This window comes from Pseudooceanicola sp. NS-SX8, assembly GCF_057380755.1.
Map to the genome: position 1 here is coordinate 2,675,090 of NZ_CM170819.1, position 23,765 is coordinate 2,698,854.

Sequence of the window (23,765 nt, forward strand, 5' to 3'; positions counted from 1 at the left end):
ATATGGCCTGTATGGCATTGATTTAATGATGTTTGATGAAAGATTGCGCAGGCTTTGCTCGATGCAGGCCTCTGGATGTCTGCGCAAAGAAAAGCGGCCGATTTCGTGATGTTTGCGCTCACTTTTTCTTAATGCACCAGGCCTAACGAGCGTGCCGGCCATCTCAATAAGCTGCGGCAGCGTGCTTGTAAGATATTGGGAAAAAGAAATAATTTCTTCCGGCTTGCGCCCTATTAGTGTCTCTTCTCCGAATCTTTATAGGCTTTGATGCGGGTCTTCGTGGCGGTAGGGGCCTATGTGAGGCGAGATATCGCGCCAGGACCAAATGTACCCACGAAGCGTGAGTAAATATATGAATATTACCTTAATTTAGGTGTCGATTTTGGCAAAGAGTGAATATTCACGCAAACAATTCGGGCATTTTGGAACTTCGGTCGTGGTCTCAGCTGTCTCGAACTGTCCGTGATGCCCCCTCGGCCCGCTCTCTGGCGCAAGTTCAGGGGAGAGCGTGCCGCGCGGACCAGCCGCGCAGCGTTTGGGACACGCCGTCCTTGGGCGCGCAAGACCGGCAGAGTGACAGAGGTAACCCGCCGAGTAATTCGCTCGCGCAGCTGGGCCGTGGCTGCGTTCCGCTTGATCCCGCCCCTCGGCCAGGGCTGCTCTTCTAGTCCGTCCGGCCGTCGTCGGGGCGAAGGCTGGAACAAAGCTTCATGTCCAGCGCCAGAACCACTTCGTCGAGGGTCATGCGCCCAACCGAGTCCCCAAGAGCATCGGCCAGTGCGCCCCATGTGCGTTGGCCCATCAGGCCATCGATGGGTCCGATGTCGTAGCCGCCGGACTGAAGCAGCCGCTGGATCGTCAAGCCCGGGGTCGTGCTGCGATCAATGGCCCCGAGACCGCAGGTTTCCGGTGGCATGAGGTTCGGGCCGAGTTGACCGCCGTCATGGAGCGTCGGGTCCGGATCAACCGCGCCATCTGCCTCGGGGAAGGCGACCGGGCGGTCGGGATCGGCAGGCTGCACCGGGGGCGGGGCATTGCGTGCTGCTTCGGCTTGTTCCTGGGAAGACAGGATTCCTGCAGCAGCGGCCAGACCGGCGCTCGCCTTGGGATCCCTTTCGTCACTGTCTATGGCCGCATCGGCGGGTAGCCCCGTCTGGGCGATGAAGATGGGAGGCGCGGCAAAGTCTTCCTCGGTGATCTCTTCGCCAAGCAGGCATCGCCCCAGTGCGTCGGAGATCCGCAGCGCGGCAACGGGGGCCAGACCATCGAAGGACTGGCTGCAGTCCCCGGTCTCTTCGGTGCAGGTGAAGGAGACCTCCCACTCGGGCAAGGGTCTGCCATCCGACAGGTTTCCCGTCAGATCCATGAACAGGCGGTAGGAATAGCCGGAAATCCGGCCCTGTTGCCAAAGACCCGGATAGCGCGCGGATGGAACATCCACGAAGCGGCGCTCGACGGCCTCTGCTCCGGGGAGCGGTGTGTCGAAGGACGTTCCGACACAGGGTTGGGCGTAAGCGAGGTCCGCAGGCAGGAACACAACAAGAGAAAGGGAAACCAGGGCTGCCTTCGTGGTCTTCGTCATTCGGGGATCCGGATTAGTGGGCCGGTTGCTTTGAAGGAAAGCGATGCAAGCACGACCGCGTTTGTATTCGCCGTGGTGGAGGTGTTCACCTCTCCCGTGGCCTCGTAGATGCCTTCCGGCCAGCCCTTCCCGGGAACCGCGGTCTCGGCGATCGCATCGACGAGTTGCGCGGTGTAATCCGTTCCGAAAAGCGCGTCCCAGCCGAAAGCGGCCTTTGTCGCGACCGTGCGCAGGCTGTCGATGCGCTCCCCCTGGAACGTCAGAACCGCCCAGGGAGCGCCGCCGCCCCAGACAGATGCATAGGCGAAGTAGGGTTTCTCGCTCAGGTGGGATTCTGTGACGGCGGTCAGCTGTCCGGTGTCTTTGAAACGGGCTTCCTGCGCCTTGTAGATTGCCGTGGCGAAGCGGAGCGAACGCGAGTCGAAGCCGAATTCCAGCCCGTCGAAAAGGTAGGGCTCGGAAACGACGAAGGCAGGGGTGGTCGCGCGATGCAGGCGGGTGTCGACGGGAATGGGTTGACCGTAGACATCCTTGACCATCAGGTTGCTGCGAACTTCATAGGCGCGGGACGCGTCGAAGCCGAACATCATCAGGCCCTTGGCGGCATATTGCTCGTATCCGACGCGACCCTCCTGGTTTTCCCGCAGCTTGCCGTCGACGACATTCATCCCCATCAGCTCACCGTCCTTGACCATTCGATCCAGGCGCCAGTGATCCAGAAGCGCTTCGACCTTCGGGGCCAGTTCGGGATGGTTTCTTTCCACCAGGCCGAAGGCGGAGATGATCCGTGCGATATCCAGCGCGGACCAGCCCAGCCCGAGCTCTGACGGTTTGTTGGCATAATCGACCAGTTCCAGCGTCCTGGCGTGGTATGCCTTGTTCGGAAGGCTGTCGTCGAAGAGACGAATCTGGCCCAGGCTTTCAACAACCCGGTCGATCCGGCCGGAGGCATCTTCCGCGTTGATCAGTCCAAGGCGTTCGGCTGACAGGATGGCGACAAGGTAGGACCCGGTTTCCCACATGGTGGTCGAGGGATAGTTCTGCACCGAATTCGCCAGGCCGGTTTCCTCGTTCAAGTTGTTTTCGAAGTAGGTCCAGGCGATCCGCGCATAGTCCATTTCCTTGTCGGAAAGGGGGGCGGGGCTGCGCAGGGGCAACGGCGAGAGGTCTTCGTAGGGCTGCATCGGGTCCGTGGCTTTGGGAGCGGAGGCATCTGCTGCGGCCAGCGTTTCCTCGATGTTGCGTGCAGGGTCTCCCAGCTTTTCGAGCTGCAGCACCAGGGCAAGCCCCAGGACGAGAGCGACGAGGAAGACGATGTGGCCGCGTGCACGGGTCAGGTTCTGGCGAAAGCTCACTTGCTCTCCTCCTCTTGGGGGACGGGCTCTTCGGTGACGGGCGGTTGCCAGAGGGCGGCATAGATCATGCCCCCCATGGCAAAGCAGTTGTTGATGCCCCATAGGCAATTTGTGACAACTCCGGTCAGACTGTGTTGCGTACCGCCGATGATCAGGGCGCCGATGCCCCAGATCGCCCCGGCGAGGGTCAGAACCAGCACGGCGAGTTGCGGCTTCACCAATCGCAGGAAGGTATCGGCATTGCGATCCTTCGGCGTGACGGTGAAGGAGATCTTCTTGCCCTGCATCACTGTCCAGATAGCCTTCAGCCCAAGTGGGAAGAAGGAAAGGTAGCTTGCCTTCGCAGCGTAGCCCGCGATTCCCCAGGTGCCGACCATCATCGCAAGCTCAAGCGAGACCAGGAACGGGATCACATGGGCGAAGAACTCGTTGGTGTAGGCGGAGACGGGGGCGATCCCGGTGAACAGGTAGATCACGGGCGCGAACAGGAAGATCACGTTCCAGATCGACCCGAGGTAGGAATAGAAGGTCGCGCCGTACATCAGGCGCTGGCTGAAGGTCAGGCCCTTGCGGAACAGCGGATTGTCGTGAAACAGGATGTCCAGGCTGCCACCGGCGTACTTGTAGCGTTGGATCGTCCAGGTCAGCAGATCCTGGGGGGAGAGCATCTTCGACTCGACATAGGGGTGCTGATAGGACTTCCAGCCCCGCTCAGTATCCGAGTGGAGCACGATAGACGTGTAGATGTCTTCCGAGACGTGGAACTTGTAAGGTGTCAGCACCTCTTCGGTGACGGCCTCGGTCCGGATTGCGGCCATCAGCTCGGGCGAGACGCGGTTTTCCTTGGATTGAAGGGTGATCTCCTCTTCCGCGGCAATCACTCGCTTTTCGACATTCTCACCGAACTTGCGCAGCGCGGCTTCCATCACCGCTTCGCGACGGTGGATCGACCCGGCACCACAGCAAAACGAGGCATTGGACCGGTTTCTGCGACGCTGGATCACGTCGTAGAACATCTGTGGATCGTTGACGAAGGGATCTTCACCGACGCGGAATTCGCCAAGGATGCGTTCCAGCCCGCGGCCCAGCGTGCGGCCGACGGGTCCCATGCGGCGGGCAAGGACATCATGCAGATGCTCGCCTGCCGGGAGATCGTAGAACCACTGCGGGGTCTGGACCCAGGCCATCTTCGGGTCGCGGAAATAGCCGAGTGTCCGTTCCAGCAGGGTCGGGAAGGGGCGGGTATCGGCATCGCAGATGACGATCAGGTCGCCGGAAGTCTGCTCCATCGCGTTGCGAAGGTTGCCGGCCTTGAAGCCTTCGTTCGTTTCGCGGGTGATGTATCCGACGCCTTCCTCTTCGGCGACCTTGCGCATCTCGGGGCGCTTGCCGTCGTCCAGGACATGGATCTTCACGTCGATGGGGTGCGGATAGGCCATCGCTTTGGAATCGTGAATGCCGAGGCGGACAAGTTCCGGTTCCTCGTTGTAGGTCGCAAAGAGGATGTCGACGGCGATCGGTCGGTCCCCGTCGGGCGCGGCCGGATCAACATCGGAAAGCTTCGAAGGCGCTTCGGCAATGTCCAGCGGCTGATCCTGCCAGAGGTTGAAGACGAACAGGATCAGGCCGATGTAGGCAAAGGTTTCTGCCAGGACCAGTGGAATGGCGAACCACATCGCATCGGGATTGAGCGACCCGTTCCAGCGCCACAGGATGTACCAGCCGCCGATCACCAGGGTGATGGTTGCCAGGAATTGCCACAGGGCCTCCCGCCAGGGCGAGTACGGCAGAGGTTCAGGCGGGCGTCGCCCTTCGAACGCGCGGAAATAGTCGTCCATCAGTTATCCCTGCTTGTGTGCGGCGGACCGGATCTGCGCCATTTTCCAAGGGGTGGGCCCAAGGCCGATCGTCCAGGCCATCGGCTTGAACTTCGAAAGCGCCAGGGCAAGGCCGAAGGCCCCGGGCAGGGCGATCACGAAACGGGTGATCACCAGAACGCTGGGCGAGACCAGTCCGCTGTAGCCCGACTTGTAGGCCAGGATATCGAAGAGATCGATCACGGTGGGGTGCAGCAGGTAAACGCCAAAGGTGTACTTGGCCAATTTCGACCACTTGGGCGACCATTCCCCATATTGCCCGCCCATGAAGACCGCGAACATGAAGATCGGCATCAGGAAGTGACCGTAATAGTCCCAGCCCTGACGAATGCCCCAGTGGCCCTCGAAGACAGCCGTGGCAAAGAAGGGCAGGGTTGCCAGATAGGCCATGGAGGCGAAGTAGAAGGCGCCTCGCCGGATCAGCTTCGACTCGCCGCGTGGAATGCCGTCGTTCCAGAGGGAATAGAGCGAAAACGCGGCGAGGCCATAGCCCACGTACCCCCAGACCTTGGTGACGCGAACCAGGTATTCGCGTGTGAGCGACGGGATATCGAGCGACCAGAGCCAGGACTGGACATGATCCATCGCGCCCAGCGTGGCGAAGAGCATCACCCCCAAAAGCGGGTAGCGCATCGCGATGCGCATGACCGGGAAGAAAAGGAAGATCGCGAAGAGCGTGGGCAGAAAGTGCATGTGGTACTGCGACTTGCCCAGAAGGAAGTAGGAGACCCAGACCTTGGGTTGTGCAAGCTGGCTCAGGTACCAGTCATCGTAGTTGAAGGCATAGGCCTTGGCCAGGCGGAACAGCGCATAGAAGACCGTCCAGAAGGCGAAGGGAACCAGAAGCCTTTCTGCCTGCGTGACAATCGCATCCCGATAGGTCGGGCGCCTCTTGTCCACCCGCATGGCCATGAGGAAGAGCGAGAAGAAGAAGAACATCTCCGAACCGGAGAATTCCCCGAGCGACCGAAGGAAGACGGGTAGGACCCGTTCTCCTACCGTTGCATCGGGGAAGGGCTGTCCCGAAAAGTTGGTGGTGGAGTGGATCAGGACCACCCCCATTGCGGCGCAGACGCGGTTGGCGTCGAACCAGACCAGCCTGGATTTCGGGGCTTTGCTCATCACTGGCTCCAGGGGGATTGGCACGATTGCGGCAGGACCACGCGCGGCTCGGGTTTCGCGAAGGTCAACTGGTCGGGTCGGCAATCGGTGGCTGCGATCCCGTCCTCACGTTGCAGCGGATGACAGAACTTGAACTCTTCCCAGGGCACGGCCGGTGTGGGCTGCGGAAGGTTACCGCAGTTGCAGCACGAAACCTCGCGTTCCATGCTTTCGGGCAGGCACTTGTTGGCGCGAATGTCAGTGTTCGCGTAAGCGGTGTCCCAGTAGCTGGTGTTGTCGTTCAGGTAGCTCAGGATCGGCCCCTCGGCCTTGTAAAGCAGCGCCGCCAGGATGATCCCGTTGTTGTTCGCCGTCTGCAGCGGGATGAACCCGTTACCGTTTTCGTAAAGACCTTCGTAGAAGCCCTTCTCCGGGTCCGACAGGTCGGCAACGGTCTCGAAGAGGAGGTCGGTGTAGGGATCATCCCAGAGAGCCCACATTCCGATCGCGGCCTTGGATGCGACGGCGGCCCGGTCGGGCTGATAGACGTCGGACGGATCGAGCGTGTTCCAGGCGTAGCCATCGGCGAAAATGGAGTCGTATACGAAGTAGGGCTTGCCATCGACCTGGTGTTCGGAGCGCGCGGTGATGATCCCGGTCGCCTCGAACCGCCGCTTCTGCACCTCGAAGATGCGATGCGCGAATTCCGCACGCCACCCCATGCTGGCGACACCCGGGCCATCGGGATCCTGCGTCGGCAGGTCCCAGCCAAGCTCCAGCCCGTCAAGCAGGTAGCTTTCGGTCAGGACGTAGTTCTGATTGTGGAAGACGCGGGGATCGCGGCCGTCATAGGGCACGTCGATGTCGTAGATGCGCGTGTCGGCAAGGGGTTGGGGATCCAGCGCGCCACGCACGTCGAACCCCCAGAGCGCAAAGCCCTTGGCGGCATATTCCTCGTAGCCCAGGCGGCCTTCCTGCACGTAGCGCGTTTGACCATCGCTGCGCACGAGAGAGCCGAAGAGCCGCCCGTCATCGCCGATGATGTTGCAGAAGTTCCAGCGCATCGGAATGTTGTCGACGCCATTGGCGAGGTAGGGGTACCGCTCTTTGAGAATACGCAGCCAGACCAGCATTCGGCCCATGTCGAGGACGGAGTAGCCGACTTCGCCGGGCTTGTTGGCGTAGTTCACCTTTTCCCCGGTCTGGGTGTTGTACACCTTGTTCGGCGCCTCGCCGCGGAACAGGTCAAGGTTCCGCAGCGTCCGGATCAGCTTCGTCGCGCGGGTGTCGAACTCCCGCTTGTCGATGATCTTGAGCTCGTAGGCCGAAACCAGCCCGCTGATGTAGGAGGCAGTATCCCACAGCGTCGTCGAAGGGTAGGAGCCCACGGCGTTCACAAGGCCGGTGTCCGGCTGGTACCGCTCAACGAAGTAATTCCACGCGGTGCGGGCCATGTCCATTTCGCGTTCGGTCAGGGTTCCGTGCCGCCCGAAATAGGCGGGGAAATCGATGGCGGTTTCAACCGGCGTGCTCATTTGCGGAGTGACGCTGGCATCGGCGGACGGTTCTGCTTCGGCGGCCGCATCAGAAGCCTGCGCGATGGCTTCGCCCTTGTCATCCGACAGGACGGCCGGCCCGAAAGCAAAGGCGGCCATGGCAAGCACGAGGAAGCTGGGGATGTAACTTTTCAACTGGGTACTCCGGTCCTTGTCAGGCGCAGTTTTCGCTGTTGAGGCTCTCCGCCAGCTCTCCGATCTCGGTATGCATCAGGCGGATCTGGTCTAGCAGCGAGCTGACGAGCTCCGCCGCATCTTGTCTCGCGTTCGGCAACGATTCCAGCAATTTGGCGTGATTGGAGAGCTTGTTGCACCCAAGCGTTGCCGAGATGCCCACAAGGGAGTGGAAGGCACGATTGAGCGCGACGTCATCCTGGTCGGCTTCGTCCGCGCCGGTTTCCCGTTCAAGCGTCGCGAGGTGACGTCCCAGATCCGAACGCGTGGCGTTCAGGATCCCGCTGAGGGTCTCGGCACCGAAATCCTCTTCCATCTCTGCAAGCTTGTCGCGCAGCGCTTCGCTGTCCGCGAAACGGGCGGAGGCAGGCTTGGCCGGGCTCTCTTCGTCGGCTTTCTCGGGCGCGGTTGCAGTGTCTTTGGGGACGTCTGCGACAGCGGGCTCCTCCGGGAGGAGGGGCGCTTCGGTCTCTTCGGTCTCCAGCTCTGCTTCATCGCGTTCGACCGCGTAGCCCTTCCAACGGGACAGGACCTGTGCAAGCTGCGGAAGCATGATCGGCTTTGTCAGCACTTCGTCGAACCCGGCGTCCAGATAGAACTGGCGCTGGTCGCTGCCGGCGTGTGCAGTAAGCGCGATGATCGGAAGTTTCGCCGCATCTCCGCCCAGGCCGCGGATCGTCTTCGTTGCGGTCGGGCCATCCATTACGGGCATCGACACATCCATGAGGATCAGATCGTAGTCGTGCTTTTTCAGGGCGTTCACGGCTTCGGACCCGTTGACCACGAGGTCCACGTTCTGATCCAGCCTCTCCAGCATGGAGCGCGCGACAAGCTGGTTGGTGCTGTTGTCGTCCGCGACCAGAACACGCATGCGGGGCAGGGCGCTGTCCTCGGGAGAGAAGGAATTCTGTGCATGCGGTTTCGATGGCGTCACAGGCAGTTCCAGCCAGAAGGACGACCCCTCGCCCTCTTCACTTTCGAACCCCATCTCGCCATGCATGAGCTCGGCAAGGCTCTGGCTGATCGCGAGGCCGAGCCCGGTGCCGACCATGCGGTTGCTGTAAGATGCGCCGAGCTGCTCGAACCGCCGGAAGACACGGGAATGGAATTCCTTCGCGATACCTGTGCCCGTGTCACGGACGCAGAAGCGCAGGCGGAGGCTCTCGTTTTCACGCGTGGGCTGGCAGGACACCGAGAGCATGACGCTGCCCTTGTCGGTGAACTTGATCGCATTGCTCACGAGGTTGGCGAGGACCTGGCGAATGCGGCCCGAGTCCGCGCGGATCCAGGCGGGGATCTGCTGGTCGATCTCGCTGTCCAGCAGGACGCCTTTTTCAAGCGCGCGCTGTGCATACAGGTGGATGACACTGCGGACCATCGGTTGCAGTTCGAAGGTTTCCTCCTCGATCTGCATGCGCCCGGCCTCGATCTTCGACGCATCGAGGATATCGTTGAGGATAACAAGCAGCGAATGCGCGCTGCTGCGGGCGATCTTCAACTGGTCCTGCTGGGACTCGTCCAGCTCGGTTTCCTCAAGCGCGCCAAGCATCCCCAGGACACCGTTCATCGGCGTACGAAGTTCATGGCTGATCATCGCGAGGAATTCGCTTTTCGAGGCGTTGGCATGTTCTGCCGCCGCGACCGCATCGCGGAGCTCGTTCTCCTTCGCCACATCCTCGGAGATATCGCGGATGACCAGGTAAAGGACGACCGGCCGATCTTCTGTGTCGAAGGTGGTTTCCAGGACGATCCTGGCGGTCAGATCTTCGCCATTGCAGCGTCGCAGGCGCAGTTCGATGTTCTTGTGATTGTCACCGGCATCGGGTCGGGCGCCCTTGACGGTGGCGAGCTTCCGGCGGAAGGCGTCGAGATCATCTTCCTCGACGATTTCTTCGAGTTCGAGAGGACCCTTCGCGGGATCGCGCCCGACCAGCTCGTAGAGGCCATGGGACCAGGAAATGGACCCGTCCCGCAGGTCCTGACGATACCAGCTCAGATCGGCGACCCGCAGGGCGGCTGCGAGGTTGCGCTCGCTTTCACGCAACTCGGCCTGCTGGCGCAGTTCATCCGTCACGTCCCTGACCGTCGAGATCATGTAGACGGGCCGCCCATCCCGATCCGCCATGAGCTCGGACAGGGCGGAAATGTCCATGATCCGACCGTCGCGGCTGCGCACCTTGTAGACAATTTCGCGCCGGGCAGGTTCGCCCGTCTGCGCGGAGGTCTTGAGGGCGCGTTCCTCGCTGGCGACGACGCGTTCCTCATATTCCGGAAGCAGCATTCCCTGGAAATCAGCTCCGGTCATCCGGCCGCCGGGTTCCAGGCCCAGAAGGCGGGCATATTCGTCGGTCCATTCAACGATGTCTCGCTGAAAGTCCCAGCGGACTGTCCCGATCTGGGCGATGCGCTGCGATTCCTGCAGGTCATGCGCCAGCTCGGCCACGCGCCGTCCCCGGGCCCGAAAGGCCCAGCCCTGATAAAGAAGGGCTGCAATCGCGACGAGGACAGAAAGAAGTGCCACAGGATATCCGGTCTCAAAAAGCATTATTCGGCAAAGTCGGGATGGAAGATCAGTTCCAGGCGATTTTCGCCCTGACGCGGCTGGAATTTCAACCCATCCACGCAATGGCGGATCAGCGAAAGGCCACGTCCGCTTTCGGCCATGGGATCTATATCTTCAGGGCTGTCGACGTCCTCGTAAAGGTCGTCGGGCCCCTGATCGCCGGCGTCGACGATTTCCAGCTTCACGGCATCCTGCGCCATCTGCATCTTGATGCGGATCGGCTGGTCATTGGTCGGGGAAACGCCGTAACGAACCGCGTTTGTCAGCGCCTCGGCAATAGCGATCTCGAAAGAGGCCATCTTGAGCTCGGACAGGAAGGTGCTGGCGGCCTCGTTCAGGGCCAGCACGGTACCGTCGATCTCCGCCAGGTCTGGCCGCATTTCGAGCGATAGGGTCTGCACTAGACGTTTTCCTTGATTGCCCGCAGTGCGGCGTCGCGGTCTTCATAGCTGGAAAAGACACGGTCCATCCGGGTGATCTTGAACATCTGCCGGACATTGTCCGAAAGGCCGCAGACGACGACTTCACCCCGATTGCCGATACGCTTCAGCAGACCGACAAGGGCACCAATGCCGGAGGAGTCGATGAATTCGACATTGTCGAGATCGATCACGAGGCGACTGTTGCCATTGGAGATCAGTTCGAAAACTTCATCCTTGAACGCGGTTGCATTGGCCGCGGTCAGTCGTTCGGTTCCCGGGTCAACGACGCCGAGGCCTTCCTCGGTGTCACCGTGAAACTTGATCATCGGACGTTTTCCTTTCGCAGACGAGAATGGTGAGGTCATCCGCCAGGGTCCGTCCGTCGCGCCATTTGGTCAGCGCTTCGACGATGCGTCCGGGGATGGCTTCGGGTTGCTTTGCACTTTGGGTGAGGACCGCCAGGACGCGATCCTCGTCGAAGGGGGTGCCGGCCAGGTTTTCGGCCTCGGTTGCACCATCGGAGAAGACGGCAATCGCTTCGCCATCGGAAAGCGTGGTCGTGCGGTTGACGAATTCCACGTTTTCCAGAAGCGCGACGGGGAAACCGCCGTCGCCGACCACCCGACAGGACCGGTCGCGTGCAACGACCAGCGGGGAGGGGTAGCCCGCCTGGCAATAGTGAACGAGATCGCTGTCCTTTTCGATCACGCCGCAGAACATCGTGAAGTACTCGGTGCTGTCGGAGCGGTAGAACCGATCATTCAGCGCGCGCACGAGGGCTGCGGGATCAGGTTGCCCGGCGTCGTCAAAGCCCCACTGGTTAAAGTATTCCTCGGTGAGGAGGTGACCAAGTGCGACGGAGAGCAGGGAGGCGTGGACGCCATGCCCTGCCACGTCGATCGCATAGAACCCGATATATCCCGGCGCCAGATCGTAATAGGCGAACATGTCACCGGACAGGATGTTAGAAGGCATGAAGGCCGAATAGAAATTGCAGTTTCCGATCCGGGCCTCTTCCGCCGGCAGCATCCTGCGCTGCGCGGTTGCCGCGGCGCGAATATCTGCCTCGATCTGTTCCTTGGCCTCGGCCAGAACGCGATTGCGCTCTGCCAGAAGCATCTCGTGGCGCAGCAACCGGTCAGCAGAACGGATCCGCGCCGTCAGGCTCGCCTTGTCGAGGGGTTTGGGGATGAAGTCGTCCACGCCGGCCTCTAGCGCGCGCTCCCGCTCGGCGCGCTGGCTTTGGCTGGTGACCATGATGATGTGGACGTAGTGCTCGCTCCCGCCTTCGCGAATCTTCTCGGCAAGCTCGTTGCCGTCGAGGCCGGGCATATCCAGATCACAAAGCAGAATGCGGGCGTCCAGCTTTCGGACCAGTTCCAGCGCGCTGTCACCGTTGTCGACCTCGTAGGGTTCGTAGCCGAGCTTTCGCAGCATGGCCGAGGCATGTGCACGCTGCAATGCGTCATCGTCCGCCACAACCACCTTGAGCTGCGGGAAGATCATCGGTTCGGTCAAGGACAACGGCATTCTGCTCACATTGCCTCCGAGAGGCGAAAAACATGGTTACTACGACAGGGTGGAAGGCCCGTTTGCTCATGCTCCACTTCATAGAAAGAACGTGGCGATTTTGAGACGTTACGTGTGCCGAATTGGGTCCATTGAGCGACCGGTAAATGTCCTTAACGGACGGATGCTGAATGGTCTCTCGGGGCGTCTCACCTTCCGTGTTCGCGGGCGTCCTCCCCGGCCTGCGGCGAACATCTGAGGGGTGTTTCACCGCAAAGTAGCAATCTTACGCAAGGTGAACCATACAATATGGACGTGCTGACCCGTCTCGAAGGGATAGCGGAGGGGAAAATCGCACAGGAATGCGCCAGTCTTCCGTATGAAACCGGAGGAGGCAGGGGGCGTGTTTACTGCCGCGAGCCTGTCTGTTCGGCGAATCCGAGGATGCAGGCTGGCATCGCTGTTTGGGGGGGACGGTATCAGCCCTTGTCGCGCTCCGCCTGGGCGGCTTCCAGCAAGGCGATGGTCTCGTCGTATGTGCCGAGAGACCTGGGGAACAGTTCTTTCTGCTCCTTGTAGAACTCGGTCCAGCGGTCGAGCGTATCGAGCGGGTATGTGTTGAACCACGTCGCAAGTTGCAACGTGAAGGTACCGGCGTCTCGATCTATCTTGCAGGACTTCTTGGGCATGCACCATCTTCTGCGGCGGATCGGGCCCGAGTTCAAGGTCGGACCGCAAGCCCGCCAACGGCGCAGGATGATCCCTCGCCGTGCGGCAAGCAAAACGGGGGCCACAAGGGCCCCCGTTTCATGACTTGCATCGGTCAGGGTCTCAGACGTCCTGATCCTTTACGAAGGTCTTGTCGACCTCTCCGCGGAAGAAGTCGCGGCCGTAAACCAGCAGGCAGAGGACGACACCGACGGCAAAGCCCCAGGCCGCGCCACGGGTGGCCAGCACGGCGCCGACGACGCCTGCGATGCCCAGGTCACGCTGCGAACGCGCTTCCATGACACCGATACGGACCGAGACGTAGCCCTGGATCAGCAGGGTCAGCGCCAGGGCCACGCCCAGGATCGGCTGCACCAGCGTCACGATCGGCATCAGCAGCAGGCCGGTGTTGGTGCCCCAGCGGAAGGAGCCCGCGCCGCCGAAGATCGAGTTCATCGCCTTCTTGCCCTGGGTGAAGCGTTCCACGATGACGACGTGCATGGCTGCCCAGAGCGGGCCGCACATGGCGACATCCGGCCCCATGATCGACATGATCGAGTTACGGGCGCCGAAGATCATGTGCGCACGGTCGGCGGAGTAGTCGATCTTCTCATCGGGACGTTCCGCATCGGCTTCTTCCAGGATCGCCTTGGACTGCAGCACGTCGCCGAAGAGGACGATGTAGGCGGCCAGGACGGTCGGGATCGCGGAGAGGAACATGTGCAGCGGCGGGAAGCCCAGGCCGAAGACGGTGTATTCCGCGAAGAGCGTGGTGAAGTCCGGCTTGGAAATGCCCCATTCGATGGAGGGCCAGGGTGCTTCGCCGAAGATCGGAGCGACGATGATGGCAAGGGCGACGATCGGGAAGATCCCCAGTTTGCCGATGGCGCCGAAAAGCTTGGAGTCACGCTTCAGCTTGGCGAAGTGGCGGGAGAAGATCACGTAGAACGCGATGCCCACGGCGATGGAGATGGTGAAGGGGAAGGTGTCGAAACGCCCGCCGACCTTGAAGACCGAAATCACGGCCGCAATGCCCGCGCCGATAATGACGCCGGACTTGATCGCCTGTGGAATGGCGGCAACCACCCTATGCGCCAGTCCCGAGGCCCCGATGAAGATCGAGAAGAGACCCAACAGCAATTGGAAGGATATCAGCGCATGGACCCGTTCAGGGCCTTCCGGGAAGGACGCGCAATAGGCCATCAGCAGCGGGATCGCCGGAGTGATCCAGCCGGGAATGACCGGGTCGCCCAGCAGGTGGTGGGTCAGATACAGGATGCCGTTCATCATGACGACCGCCAGGGCGACCTCGAAGGGCATGTTCAGCAGTTCGACCATCAGCGGGATCGCTGCCAGGTCGACGGCGCACATCAGCAGCCCCTGGAAATAGTCGGGCCATTCGAACTTGTAGTGCAGGAACGGCAGCCGGATCTTGAACGGGCCAGCGCCCCAATAGGGCGTTTCATGCCCGTCGATACGTTCTAGTGCCATGGTGTCTCCTCGCTTTCAGCGCAGTTGTTGGTCCCCCCCTCCGGGGACGGTGTGTTGGGAGATGCCGGGGCCGTGGCCTGCGCAAGGCGTGACGCGGCCCCGGTTCGAGGGTCAGAACGCTTCGCGGTAGAGCGTGAGCGCGTCCTCTTCCGTCACTTCGACGGGGTTGTTGACCAGCAGACGCGTCTGAAGCATTGCATCGCGGGCCAGCATCGGCAGGTCCTCTTCCGGGACCTTGACGTCACGCAGCTTCAGGGGCGCGCCGGAGCGGTCCATCAGGTCCTGCATGAAGTTCACAAAGTTGGCGGATTTCGCCTGGGTGCCCTCTTCGGACGCGCCCAGGACCACATCGGCCAGCTCTGCATAGAGCTCTGCCGCGGCGGTCATGTTGTAGCGCAGGACCGGGCCGAGCATCAGGGCGTTGGTCAGGCCGTGCGGCAGGTGGTAGTGGCCGCCCAGCGGGTAGGCCAGCGCGTGCACGGCGCCGACGGGGCTGTTGGCGAAGGCCTGGCCGGCCAGCGTGGCGCCCAGCAGCATCGCCTCGCGGGCGGCGCGGTTGGTGCCGTCCTGGCAGGCGGTGATCAGGTTCGCCGTCATGAGCCGCAGCGCTTCCTTGGCGAAGACGTCGGACATCATGTTCTTCTTGTGCTGGCCGGTGAAGGCCTCGATCGCATGAACCATGGCGTCGATGCCGGTGGCCGCGGTCTGCACGGCGGGCAGGCCCACGGTCAGCTCCGCATCCAGAAGCACGCGGTCGGCGTAGAGCTGGTGGGAGACGATGCCCATCTTGGTGGTCTCGCCAGTGGTCAGGATGGTGATGTTTGTCACTTCCGAACCGGTGCCCGCGGTTGTCGGGATCTGCACCAGAGGGGTGCGTTTGCCCTTCACCTTGCCGATGCCATAAAGCTCCGACAGGGGCTGTTCGGAGACGAGCATCACCGCGACCAGCTTGGCGATGTCCATCGAGGAACCACCGCCCAGCCCCAGAACGACGTCGGCGCCCGCGGCCTTGCCCTTCTCGACGCAGGACATCAGCACCGCTTCCGGCGGGTCGGCCACGACGTCGTCGAAGACGGAGATGGTGAAACCGGCCGCTTCGAGGGAGGCCTTCGCGGGATCGAGGAGGCCATTCTCGTGCAGGAACTTGTCGGTCACGATGAGCAGGTTACGCTCGGGGAACCAGTCCCCAAGCAGTTCGCCCAGGCGCTTTGCGCCGCCCCATTCCACCAGAAGGGAACCGGGCGTGTCGAAGGAGAACGGTTTGATACCATCGGTCATTGAACTTGTCCTTGGTGTGTAGAAACTTGGGCCGCCCGCCGCGAAGGCGGGCGGGATGTCGCAGGGGTCAGAGCGCGCTGCAGACGTATTTCAGCTCGAGATAGTCCTCGATGCCGTACTTGGAGCCCTCGCGGCCGAGGCCGGATTGCTTCACCCCGCCGAAGGGGGCGACTTCGTTGGAGATCAGGCCCGTGTTGTGTCCCACCATGCCGTATTCCAGCCCTTCGGAGACGCGGACCATCCGGGCAAAATCGCGCGTGTAGAAGTAGGCCGCGAGACCAAAGATCGTGTCATTGGCCATGGCGACGGCTTCTTCTTCGGTGTCGAAGGGGAAGAGCGGCGCAAGCGGACCAAAGGTTTCTTCCGTCGCGACCTTCATTTCCGGCGTCACGCCGGTGAGGATCGCGGGTTCGAAGAAGAGGCCGCCGAGCCGCTTGCCGCCCTGGATAAGGGTCGCGCCCTTGGACACGGCGTCTGCGATATGATCCTCGACCTTGTCCAGGGCCTTGGGTTCGATCATCGGGCCGATGTCCGTGCCGTCCTTTGTGCCATCACCGACGTTCAAGGCGGCGACCTTCTCGGCCAGTTTGGCGGCGAAGGCATCATAGACGCCGCGCTGCACCAGGATCCGGTTCGCGCAAACGCAGGTCTGGCCGGCGTTGCGGTACTTGGATGCCATCGCGCCTTCGACCGCCGCGTCGAGGTCGGCGTCATCGAAGACGATGAAGGGGGCGTTCCCGCCGAGCTCAAGCGAGACCTTCTTGATGGTATCCGCGCATTGCGCCATGAGCAGCCGGCCCACTTCGGTCGAGCCGGTGAAGGAGAGCTTCCGGACGACATCGCTGTCGGTGATGACCTTGCCGATCTTGGAGGCAGGGCCGGTCACGACCTGAAAGACACCGGCAGGAATGCCGGCACGTTCTGCCAGTTCACCGAGGGCGAGCGCGGTCAGCGGCGTCAGGTCGGCGGGACGCACGATCATGGAGCAACCCGCCGCCAGCGCAGGGGCCGCCTTTCGGGTGATCATGGCTGCCGGGAAGTTCCAGGGCGTGATGGCCGCCGTGACGCCGATAGGCTGCCGCAGGACGGTGATCCGCTGGTTGGTCTTGGGGGCAGGGATGGTGTCCCCGTAGATGCGCTTGGCCTCTTCGGAGAACCATTCGACAAAGGAGGCCGCATAGGCGATTTCACCCTTGGCCTCTGCCAGGGGCTTGCCCTGTTCCAGGGTCATGATCAGCCCAAGATCTTCGGTGTTCGCGATCATCAGATCGAACCACTTGCGCAGAACGGCGGCGCGATCCTTCGCGGCCCAGCCGGCCCATTCGGCCTGCGCAAGGCGAGATGCTTCGATCACCGCGGGGATATCGGTGGGATCCATGGAGGGAACGGTGCCGACGACGCTCCCGTCAGCGGGATTGGTCACTTCGATGGTCTTGCCGGAGGCGGCTTGGATCCACTTGCCATCGACGAGGCAGGCTTCTTTCAGAAGCGTCGGGTCTTTGAGCTTGGGCATTTTGGCTCCTCCTTTAAAATGCGAACCTACTTGACAGGTCAATTTGCAAATGTTCCAAATATGGAACGGGGTTTGCAATATGGAACGTGTGCATCCGTATACAGTGAATTGGGCTCACGGCAACCGATTTAGCGATAACGGCGGAAGAAATTTGAGATGACAGACAAACCCAAGCGGCGCGCGCCCGCAGTTGAACGAGCGGTTCTGATCATGGATCGCCTTGCATCACAGGGCGGACCGCTTGGTGTGTCAGAGCTTGCCCGGGACATTGGCGCCCCCAAGAGTTCGGTCTACGGGATCTGCGAAACGCTTGTGTCCTCAGGGGTTTTGCACGTCGATTCAATGGGCTACAGCTTCAGTGCGCATTGCCTGCGTTGGAGCGGGGCCTACCTGAGCCGGTCCTCTCTGGTGTCCGAGTTTCAGCGCGTTCTCGCACGGGATGGGCGGCTCGCCCAGTACACCGTGACGCTCTCGGCGCTGGAACGGGATGAAGTGGTCTACCTTGCCTGTCGCAATTCCGATAAACCGCTCGGTTTCACGTTCCAGATAGGGATGCGCCTTCCTGCAGTCTATTCTGCGACGGGCAAGGCAATGCTGTCCCGGCTGACCCCGGACGAGCGAAGGGCGGTCCTGAACGAGGGCTGGTACAATCCACTTACTGCAAGCGGCGTCGACAGTCTGAGTGCGTTCGAGGCCGAAGTGCCGGTTTGGACGGGCAATGGCTATGCCGTGGACAACGGCGAAATCCGGGAGGGTATGGTATGCCTCGGCGCCCCGATCTTGGGGCCACGGGGCACGCCAGTGGCCGGGATCGCCATCTCGATGACAAGCGCCGAAGCCCGCCCCGACGTGCAAAGGGAGCTTGGCGGTATCGTCCGTGACATCGCCAACTCGCTCGCCGGCCACTGACCGTTCGTTACCCGCGCCCCTCGGCGCATGCTTTTGGGCTAACTCAGCTCACGCCTCCGCCCGTTTTCGGCGTCGGCGATGCCTCGAGGGGGCATCGGTGCTCGTATTGGGGGGCAGCCAGCAACTCGGTTTCAGGCATGTTGTGTCGGGGGCGGTCCGCATGGAAATGGTCATTCGCGACAAGGGCGAATGGTGGGTGTTCTCAGCGGCGCGAAGAGCTGGTGGCTGCGGCCATGGCGCGCAGTGCGGCGATGCGGTTTTCCGTGGCCGGGTGGGTGGCGAAAAGACTGTCCCTCTTGTTCGCATGCAGCGGGTTGATGATGAACATATGCGCAGTGGCCGGATTGCGTTCCGCCGTGATGTTGTCGATCCGGGCGGCGCCCATGGCGATCTTCTCCAGCGCGGAGGCCAGCCAGAGGGGGTGACCACAGATTTCGGCCCCGGCCTTGTCGGCTGCGTATTCGCGGGTCCGGCTGATGGCCATCTGCACCACTGCCGCCGCCATGGGAGCGATGAACATCATGGCCAGGGTGCCAAGCAGGCCAAGCCGTTCGCGCGAGCCGCCGACGAACAGCGCGAAGTTCGCCAGCATGGAAATCGCACCGGCAAAGGTCGCGGTAACCGTCATGATGGCGGTGTCGTGGTTGCGGATATGCGCCAGTTCGTGCGCGATCACGCCCGCGAGTTCTTCGCGGCTGAGGTTGCGGACCAGGCCGGTTGTCATCGCGACGGCGGCATGGGAGGGGCTGCGCCCGGTGGCGAAGGCGTTTGGCTGCGAGGTGTCGATCAGATAGACTGCAGGTGCGGGCAGGCCAGCGTTGCGGGCAAGGCCGGTCACGAGGTCATGCAGGCCCATGCGATCACCCGGAGAGAGCGGTTGCGCATTGTGCATGCGCAGGACCATCCGGTCGGAATTCCACCATGTGAAGATGTTCATCGCCGCTGCGATAACAAGGGCGATCACCGCGCCACCGGGTCCGCCGATCAGGTAGCCGATGCACATGAACAGTCCCGTCATCGCTGCCATCAGAATGGCTGTCTTGAAGTAACCCATCATCGTCTCCGTTGGTCCTGTCCAGCAGCTACCGAGATATGGGGCGGGTTCCGGCAAGCGCAAGCCGCTGGCGGGGCAACAACTTCTTGAGTGGGTCCTGGTGGGGTCAGCTCGGCTGTGCATCCGGGGCGCGTCCGCCAAGGTGCTGGCTGAGCAGGCGCGCGGCGTCGCGGACCTGTTCGCCGGCGGCAGGCAGGCGCGCCGTCGTCAGGCGCCCGGCGAGGCCGGAGATCGAGATCGCGCAGGCTGGTTCGCCAATGGGTGACCAGACAACAGCGGCCACGCAGCGCAGGCCTGGAATGTGCTCCTCGTCATCCACGGCGAAGCCCTGATCGCGGATGCGGTGCATTTCTTCCAGCACGGCCTTGACCGTGGTCAGGCTGCGGGGGGTGAGCGGGGGCAGGCCGGTGCGCTTGGCCAGGGCGGTGATGTCTTCGTCCGGCCATGTGGCCAGAAGAGCTTTTCCCATGCCGCTGCAGAAAATCGGGGCGATGCCGCCGGGTGGGGAAATGGCGCGGACAATTTCCCGGCTCTCGACCTGGCTGACGGTGACAAGGCGGTCACCGTCGATGATGCCCAGGTTCGCGGTTTCCCGGGTCTGATCGCGCAGTCGACGCAGGTAGGGCAGGGCCGGTGCGATGAACGTGCGCCGCTTCCCGTAGGCGTTGCCGACGGCAAATGCGGTGCGACCGACGTGCCAAAGGGATGTTTCCGGATCGCAATGGGCAAAACCCTGCGATTCCAGCGTGGTGAGCAACCTGTGGGTGGTCGAGACCGCGAGGGCCGCGCGCTTGGCCAGGTCGCTCACTCGGATGCCATCATCATGTTCCGCCAGCAGCACCAGCAGTTCCAGGGCCCGCCGCACCGACTTCACCCCGTCTGTCGCAGACTGTGTCATGTATACCTTGCGTCCTTTGCGAGGTCGTTTCCACGATGTGGGAAAAGAAGACTAATCGTATCTATAAGGCAATAAAAATGATCTACTCAATGGATAGTGAGGAGGATCCGATGAAGTGAGTCTCCGGTTCAGCTGCTCTTGGTGTATACACCGCGACCCGAATTCTCGGGAGGAGAGAAGGGGTTGGCGGTTCGGGGCCGGCTCGTTTCTGAATGGGTACGAGCAGGGTCCGGGGAGGGCAAGGGGCCGGGATGTAGATTTCGGATGATCCCGGCTGGGGGCCGCACGCGGTTGGAGGACCCGCGTGGCGCGCCGACAAAGGATACGGCATTCGGGATGGCAGACCGTTGTATTCCGGGTGATGTGGCCGACCTGCCCATTGGGCGGGGCGGTAGGCCTTTCGGGGCCGGAAGACCGGGCAGGTTCGGGGCAAGAGGAGGCGCCGGGCCTGGGACATACAGCGGTCGTTTAGGGAGGAAGACATGACAATCGAACATCTCGGAAGGAACCGGGCCGCGCAGGCGCCGGGCGAGGAGGCTTTGTCGGTGCGTAGGCCACTGGCGGGGGCGGCCACCATTGCTGTGGCCATGCTGATCGGCTCTGCGCCGGTGACCGCGCAGGTGCTGGACCTGGAGGGCAAGACCGTGACGCTGGTTCACAACGCCTCGCCCGGCGGGGCGACGGGGCTGAGCGCGCAGGTGCTTGCCGATGCCTGGGCCAAGACCATGGCGGGGCATCCCACGGTGGTGGTGCAGTCCGTCGCCGGGGGAGCCCTGACCAAGGGTATCGACCACGTGATGGAGGCGCGTCCCAACGGGCTGACCCTGGGCTATCTGGCGTGGCAGGGCACGACGAGGATCCTCGATCCAGAGCCGCTGCAGATTCCCTTCGGGGATTTCGGTACCATTGCCGGGATCGGGGGATCGAACTTCCTGATCCACGCGCGCACCGACATCGGCGGGGGCCTTGAGGGGCGGGATGAATTCGCCGGGCTCGAGACCGTCAAGGTGGGGGGCTATTCGTCGAAGATGACCCAGGGCATGCAGACCGTGGCGGCGCTGGATCTGCTTGGCGTCGACTGGAGCTACGTTTCCGGCATGTTCGGGGACGGCCCGCTATACGCCGCCTTGCAGCGGGGCGAGATCGAGGCCTATCCGGCAACCACCGCCCAGTACATGAACGAGCTGGAGGATGGCCCGATTGCCGATGGGACTTCCATGGCGGTCTGGCAGATGGGGCCTCTGCTTGCTGATGGCACGATGAAGACGGATCCCGCGCTTGGCGATGTACCGACGGTGGATGCCTATATCGAGGCCGCCACGGGCAAGGCGCCCGAAGGTCCCCTTTGGGATGTCGTGATGTTCCATGCCGAGGCATCAGCTCCGGTGAACTGGATCGTCGTCGCGCCGCCGGGCACCCCGGAAGAACACCTGGAGATGCTACGGCAGAGCTTCGAAGACGCCATCGCCACGCCGGAATACCAGGAGGCGGCGACGAAGGTCTACGGCTCAGCGCCCAACATCGTTCACGCAGACGAGATGAGCCGCATCATCACCGAGGTCTCCAACACGCCCGAGGCGATCAAGGACACGATGCGCAGCCTGATCGACCGGATGGAGCAATGAGCCATGGGGCGCGGCCCCGTGCGGCGCCCCGGCAACCTGCACCATTGCCAGCGCTTTCGGCGGTCCACGTTGCCTGCCCAAGCGTCTGAAGAACCCTTCGACCGCGCCGGGGCGATCTTCCCGACCGCCGCCGGCGCGGCATTCAAGACCTGATTTGTGGGCGAAATTCCATGTTCGACTCTTTTCTGGCAGGGCTGTCCCTTGTCCTGTCCTTTCCCAGTTTCTTTTATCTGCTTGCGGGGATCGCCGTGGGCCTTTGGCTGGGCGTCGTGCCCGGTCTGGGCGGTGTGACCGGTATGGTGGTTCTGCTGCCGCTGACCTTCGGCATGGAGCCGGCAGCGGGCCTGGCGATGCTGCTGGGGCTTTTCGCCGTGGTTTCGACCTCTGACACGATCACTTCCGTGATGCTGGGCATTCCGGGCACGATCGCGAGCCAGGCAACGGTGATCGACGGCAACGCCATGGCCAAGCGCGGCCTGGCGCAGACCGCTTTCGGGGCCGCCTTCGCGAGTTCCGCATTCGGGGGCGTACTGGGCGGCCTGGCCATGGCGGCGTCCTTGCCCTTTGCGCTGTGGATCATCCTGGCCTTCGGATCTCCTGAATTCTTCCTGTTGTCGGTCCTGGGTCTGCTGATGGTCGGGGCGGTCAGTGGCAACGCCGTTTCCAAGGGCCTTGGCGCGGCCGTTCTGGGTCTGATGCTCAGCCAGATGGGCTACCCTGTCGCCAGTTCGATGCCACGCTATTACTTCGGGCAGCGGGAACTTCTGGATGGGCTGCCACTGGTGCCGGTCATCCTCGGCCTCTTCGGCTTGCCGGAAATGATGGACCTGGCGGCGCGGCGCAGCGCGATTGCCCATATCAGCGATGCCCGCGCGGAAGACGACGGGATCCTGGACGGCATCCGCGCGGCGATCCGCAACCGCTGGCTGGTGATCCGCTGTTCGCTGCTTGGCGTCTACGTGGGCATGCTGCCCGCGATCGGATCCTCAGTCGTGGACTGGCTGGCCTATGGTCACGCGACGCAAACGGCGAAGGACAAGGCGGGTTTTGGCCAGGGCGACGTGCGCGGGGTGATCGCACCCGAGGCTGCGAACAACGCGGTTCTGGGGGGATCGCTGATCCCGACGCTGGCCTTCGGAATCCCCGGGTCCGGCGCGATGGCGGTGCTGCTTGGGGCGCTGACGATCCACGGGTTTGCACCGGGTCGGAACATGCTGAGCGAGAACCTGGACGTTACCTTTTCCATGGTCTGGACGATCATCATCGCCAACATCCTGGGGGCTGCGGTGCTGATGGTCTGGGGACGTCAGGTGGCCAGGGCCGCCTTTGTTGACGGGAACTTCATCGTGCCTGCGGTGATCCTGTTCATCTTCATGGGATCCTGGGTGTGGGAGCCGGGAATGTTCACCTGGTGGTGCCTGCTTGGCGTCGGTCTGCTCGGCTACGTGTTGAAGGCCGCAGGCTGGCCGCGTCCGCCCTTCATCCTGGGGTTCGTTCTGGGGCCGGTGCTGGAAAGCGCGATGTCGATCACCTGGCAGAGCTACACGCCGATGGAGGTGATCTCCCGGCCCACGGTCGTCGGGCTGGTCGTGGTGGTAGGCATCGTCTTTTTCTTCGCGCTGCGGTCCACGCGACAGGGGCTGGCAGCCCATGCCATCGAGGACACACGCGAAAGCCGTGCTAGCCTCGTGCTGTCCAGCGCGCTCGCCCTGCTGCTGGTCGTGCTTTTTGCCGGGGCGGTCTGGCTGGCACTGGACTGGAAGCTTCTGGCGAAGATCTCCCCCATCGCTTTCGGACTCGCGGGACTGGTCATCATGGGTTTCGTCCTGCTGCAGGATCGCCTTCGACTGGCTGGCATCGCCGCTGCGCGCCGGGCCGGGGACCCTGCCGCGGGTGGGACGCTGGCACAGTTCTGGGAAGAACACCGCCGGCAGATGGTGTTGCTGCTGGCGGTCGCGCTGATGGTCTTGTTGACGCCCTGGCTGGGCACCTACGCGGCGCTGCTGGGGTTTGCCGCAATCTATGCCGCGGTCTGGGGGCGTTTCCGCTGGTGGGTCGTGGCGCTCTACACCCTTGCCGCCGGGCTTGTCCTCTACGGGCTCTATGACCGGCTTCTTCACACGCCCTTTGAACTCCCGTTTTTCATGTAA

18 protein-coding genes are annotated in these 23,765 nt (G+C 62.5%); 3 read left to right on the forward strand and 15 right to left on the reverse strand.

Going from position 1 to position 23,765, the window contains the following annotated elements:
* Positions 1 to 664 precede the first annotated feature (664 nt).
* From AC2IR1_RS12260 to AC2IR1_RS12320, 13 genes are all read right to left on the reverse strand, one after another.
* Entirely contained in the window at positions 665 to 1,582 is a 918-nt protein-coding gene (locus AC2IR1_RS12260; RefSeq protein ID WP_486472249.1) for a peptidoglycan-binding domain-containing protein, read from the reverse strand.
* Entirely contained in the window at positions 1,579 to 2,937 is a 1,359-nt protein-coding gene (locus tag AC2IR1_RS12265; RefSeq protein WP_486472250.1) for a DUF3131 domain-containing protein, read from the reverse strand. The genes AC2IR1_RS12260 and AC2IR1_RS12265 overlap by 4 nt, the downstream gene beginning before the upstream one ends.
* Positions 2,934 to 4,775 (reverse strand): glycosyltransferase, encoded by a 1,842-nt coding sequence (locus tag AC2IR1_RS12270; protein WP_486472251.1) that lies wholly within the window; start codon positions 4,773 to 4,775, stop codon positions 2,934 to 2,936. The genes AC2IR1_RS12265 and AC2IR1_RS12270 overlap by 4 nt, the downstream gene beginning before the upstream one ends.
* Positions 4,776 to 4,778: 3 nt before the next feature.
* On the reverse strand, positions 4,779 to 5,936 hold the full coding sequence (locus AC2IR1_RS12275) for an acyltransferase (RefSeq protein WP_486472252.1): 1,158 nt from the start codon (positions 5,934 to 5,936) through the stop codon (positions 4,779 to 4,781).
* Positions 5,936 to 7,606, reverse strand: coding sequence for a DUF3131 domain-containing protein (locus tag AC2IR1_RS12280; protein ID WP_486472253.1), 1,671 nt, complete (start codon positions 7,604 to 7,606; stop codon positions 5,936 to 5,938). The genes AC2IR1_RS12275 and AC2IR1_RS12280 overlap by 1 nt, the downstream gene beginning before the upstream one ends.
* A gap of 19 nt (positions 7,607 to 7,625) precedes the next feature.
* Positions 7,626 to 10,166 (reverse strand): ATP-binding protein, encoded by a 2,541-nt coding sequence (locus tag AC2IR1_RS12285; protein WP_486472254.1) that lies wholly within the window; start codon positions 10,164 to 10,166, stop codon positions 7,626 to 7,628.
* 23 nt (positions 10,167 to 10,189) lie between these two features.
* Positions 10,190 to 10,609, reverse strand: coding sequence for an ATP-binding protein (locus tag AC2IR1_RS12290; protein WP_486472255.1), 420 nt, complete (start codon positions 10,607 to 10,609; stop codon positions 10,190 to 10,192).
* Positions 10,609 to 10,956 (reverse strand): STAS domain-containing protein, encoded by a 348-nt coding sequence (locus AC2IR1_RS12295; protein WP_486472256.1) that lies wholly within the window; start codon positions 10,954 to 10,956, stop codon positions 10,609 to 10,611. Before AC2IR1_RS12295 ends, AC2IR1_RS12290 begins: the two co-directional genes overlap by 1 nt.
* Positions 10,937 to 12,154 carry a PP2C family protein-serine/threonine phosphatase gene (locus tag AC2IR1_RS12300; RefSeq protein WP_486472257.1) on the reverse strand — a complete coding sequence of 406 codons (1,218 nt, stop codon included), beginning with the start codon at positions 12,152 to 12,154 and terminating at the stop codon, positions 10,937 to 10,939. Before AC2IR1_RS12300 ends, AC2IR1_RS12295 begins: the two co-directional genes overlap by 20 nt.
* Before the next feature lie 464 nt (positions 12,155 to 12,618).
* Positions 12,619 to 12,828, reverse strand: a complete 210-nt coding sequence (locus AC2IR1_RS12305) for a hypothetical protein (RefSeq protein ID WP_486472258.1) — start codon at positions 12,826 to 12,828, stop codon at positions 12,619 to 12,621.
* A gap of 142 nt (positions 12,829 to 12,970) precedes the next feature.
* Complete coding sequence (locus AC2IR1_RS12310; protein WP_486472259.1) at positions 12,971 to 14,338, reverse strand: hypothetical protein; 1,368 nt, start codon at positions 14,336 to 14,338, stop codon at positions 12,971 to 12,973.
* 111 nt (positions 14,339 to 14,449) lie between these two features.
* A complete protein-coding gene (locus AC2IR1_RS12315; protein ID WP_486472260.1) occupies positions 14,450 to 15,616 on the reverse strand; it encodes an iron-containing alcohol dehydrogenase in 1,167 nt (388 codons plus the stop codon).
* 67 nt (positions 15,617 to 15,683) lie between these two features.
* On the reverse strand, positions 15,684 to 17,129 hold the full coding sequence (locus AC2IR1_RS12320) for an NAD-dependent succinate-semialdehyde dehydrogenase (protein WP_486472261.1): 1,446 nt from the start codon (positions 17,127 to 17,129) through the stop codon (positions 15,684 to 15,686).
* Between the two features lie 156 nt (positions 17,130 to 17,285).
* Here AC2IR1_RS12320 and AC2IR1_RS12325 point away from each other — a divergent pair, with 156 nt between their 5' ends.
* Positions 17,286 to 18,038: an IclR family transcriptional regulator gene (locus tag AC2IR1_RS12325; protein WP_486472262.1), complete on the forward strand. Its 753-nt coding sequence runs from the start codon at positions 17,286 to 17,288 to the stop codon at positions 18,036 to 18,038.
* 202 nt (positions 18,039 to 18,240) lie between these two features.
* On the opposite strand, the gene htpX is transcribed toward AC2IR1_RS12325, so the two are convergent.
* Together htpX and AC2IR1_RS12335 are read right to left on the reverse strand one after the other, a co-directional pair.
* Entirely contained in the window at positions 18,241 to 19,092 is an 852-nt protein-coding gene (gene htpX, locus AC2IR1_RS12330; RefSeq protein WP_486472263.1) for a zinc metalloprotease HtpX, read from the reverse strand.
* Between the two features lie 106 nt (positions 19,093 to 19,198).
* Positions 19,199 to 19,990 (reverse strand): IclR family transcriptional regulator, encoded by a 792-nt coding sequence (locus AC2IR1_RS12335; protein WP_486472264.1) that lies wholly within the window; start codon positions 19,988 to 19,990, stop codon positions 19,199 to 19,201.
* A gap of 482 nt (positions 19,991 to 20,472) precedes the next feature.
* On the opposite strand from AC2IR1_RS12335, the gene AC2IR1_RS12340 reads away from it, so the two are divergent.
* Both AC2IR1_RS12340 and AC2IR1_RS12345 read left to right on the forward strand, forming a co-directional pair.
* Positions 20,473 to 21,615 (forward strand): hypothetical protein, encoded by a 1,143-nt coding sequence (locus AC2IR1_RS12340; RefSeq protein WP_486472265.1) that lies wholly within the window; start codon positions 20,473 to 20,475, stop codon positions 21,613 to 21,615.
* 170 nt (positions 21,616 to 21,785) lie between these two features.
* A complete protein-coding gene (locus AC2IR1_RS12345; RefSeq protein WP_486472266.1) occupies positions 21,786 to 23,765 on the forward strand; it encodes a tripartite tricarboxylate transporter permease in 1,980 nt (659 codons plus the stop codon).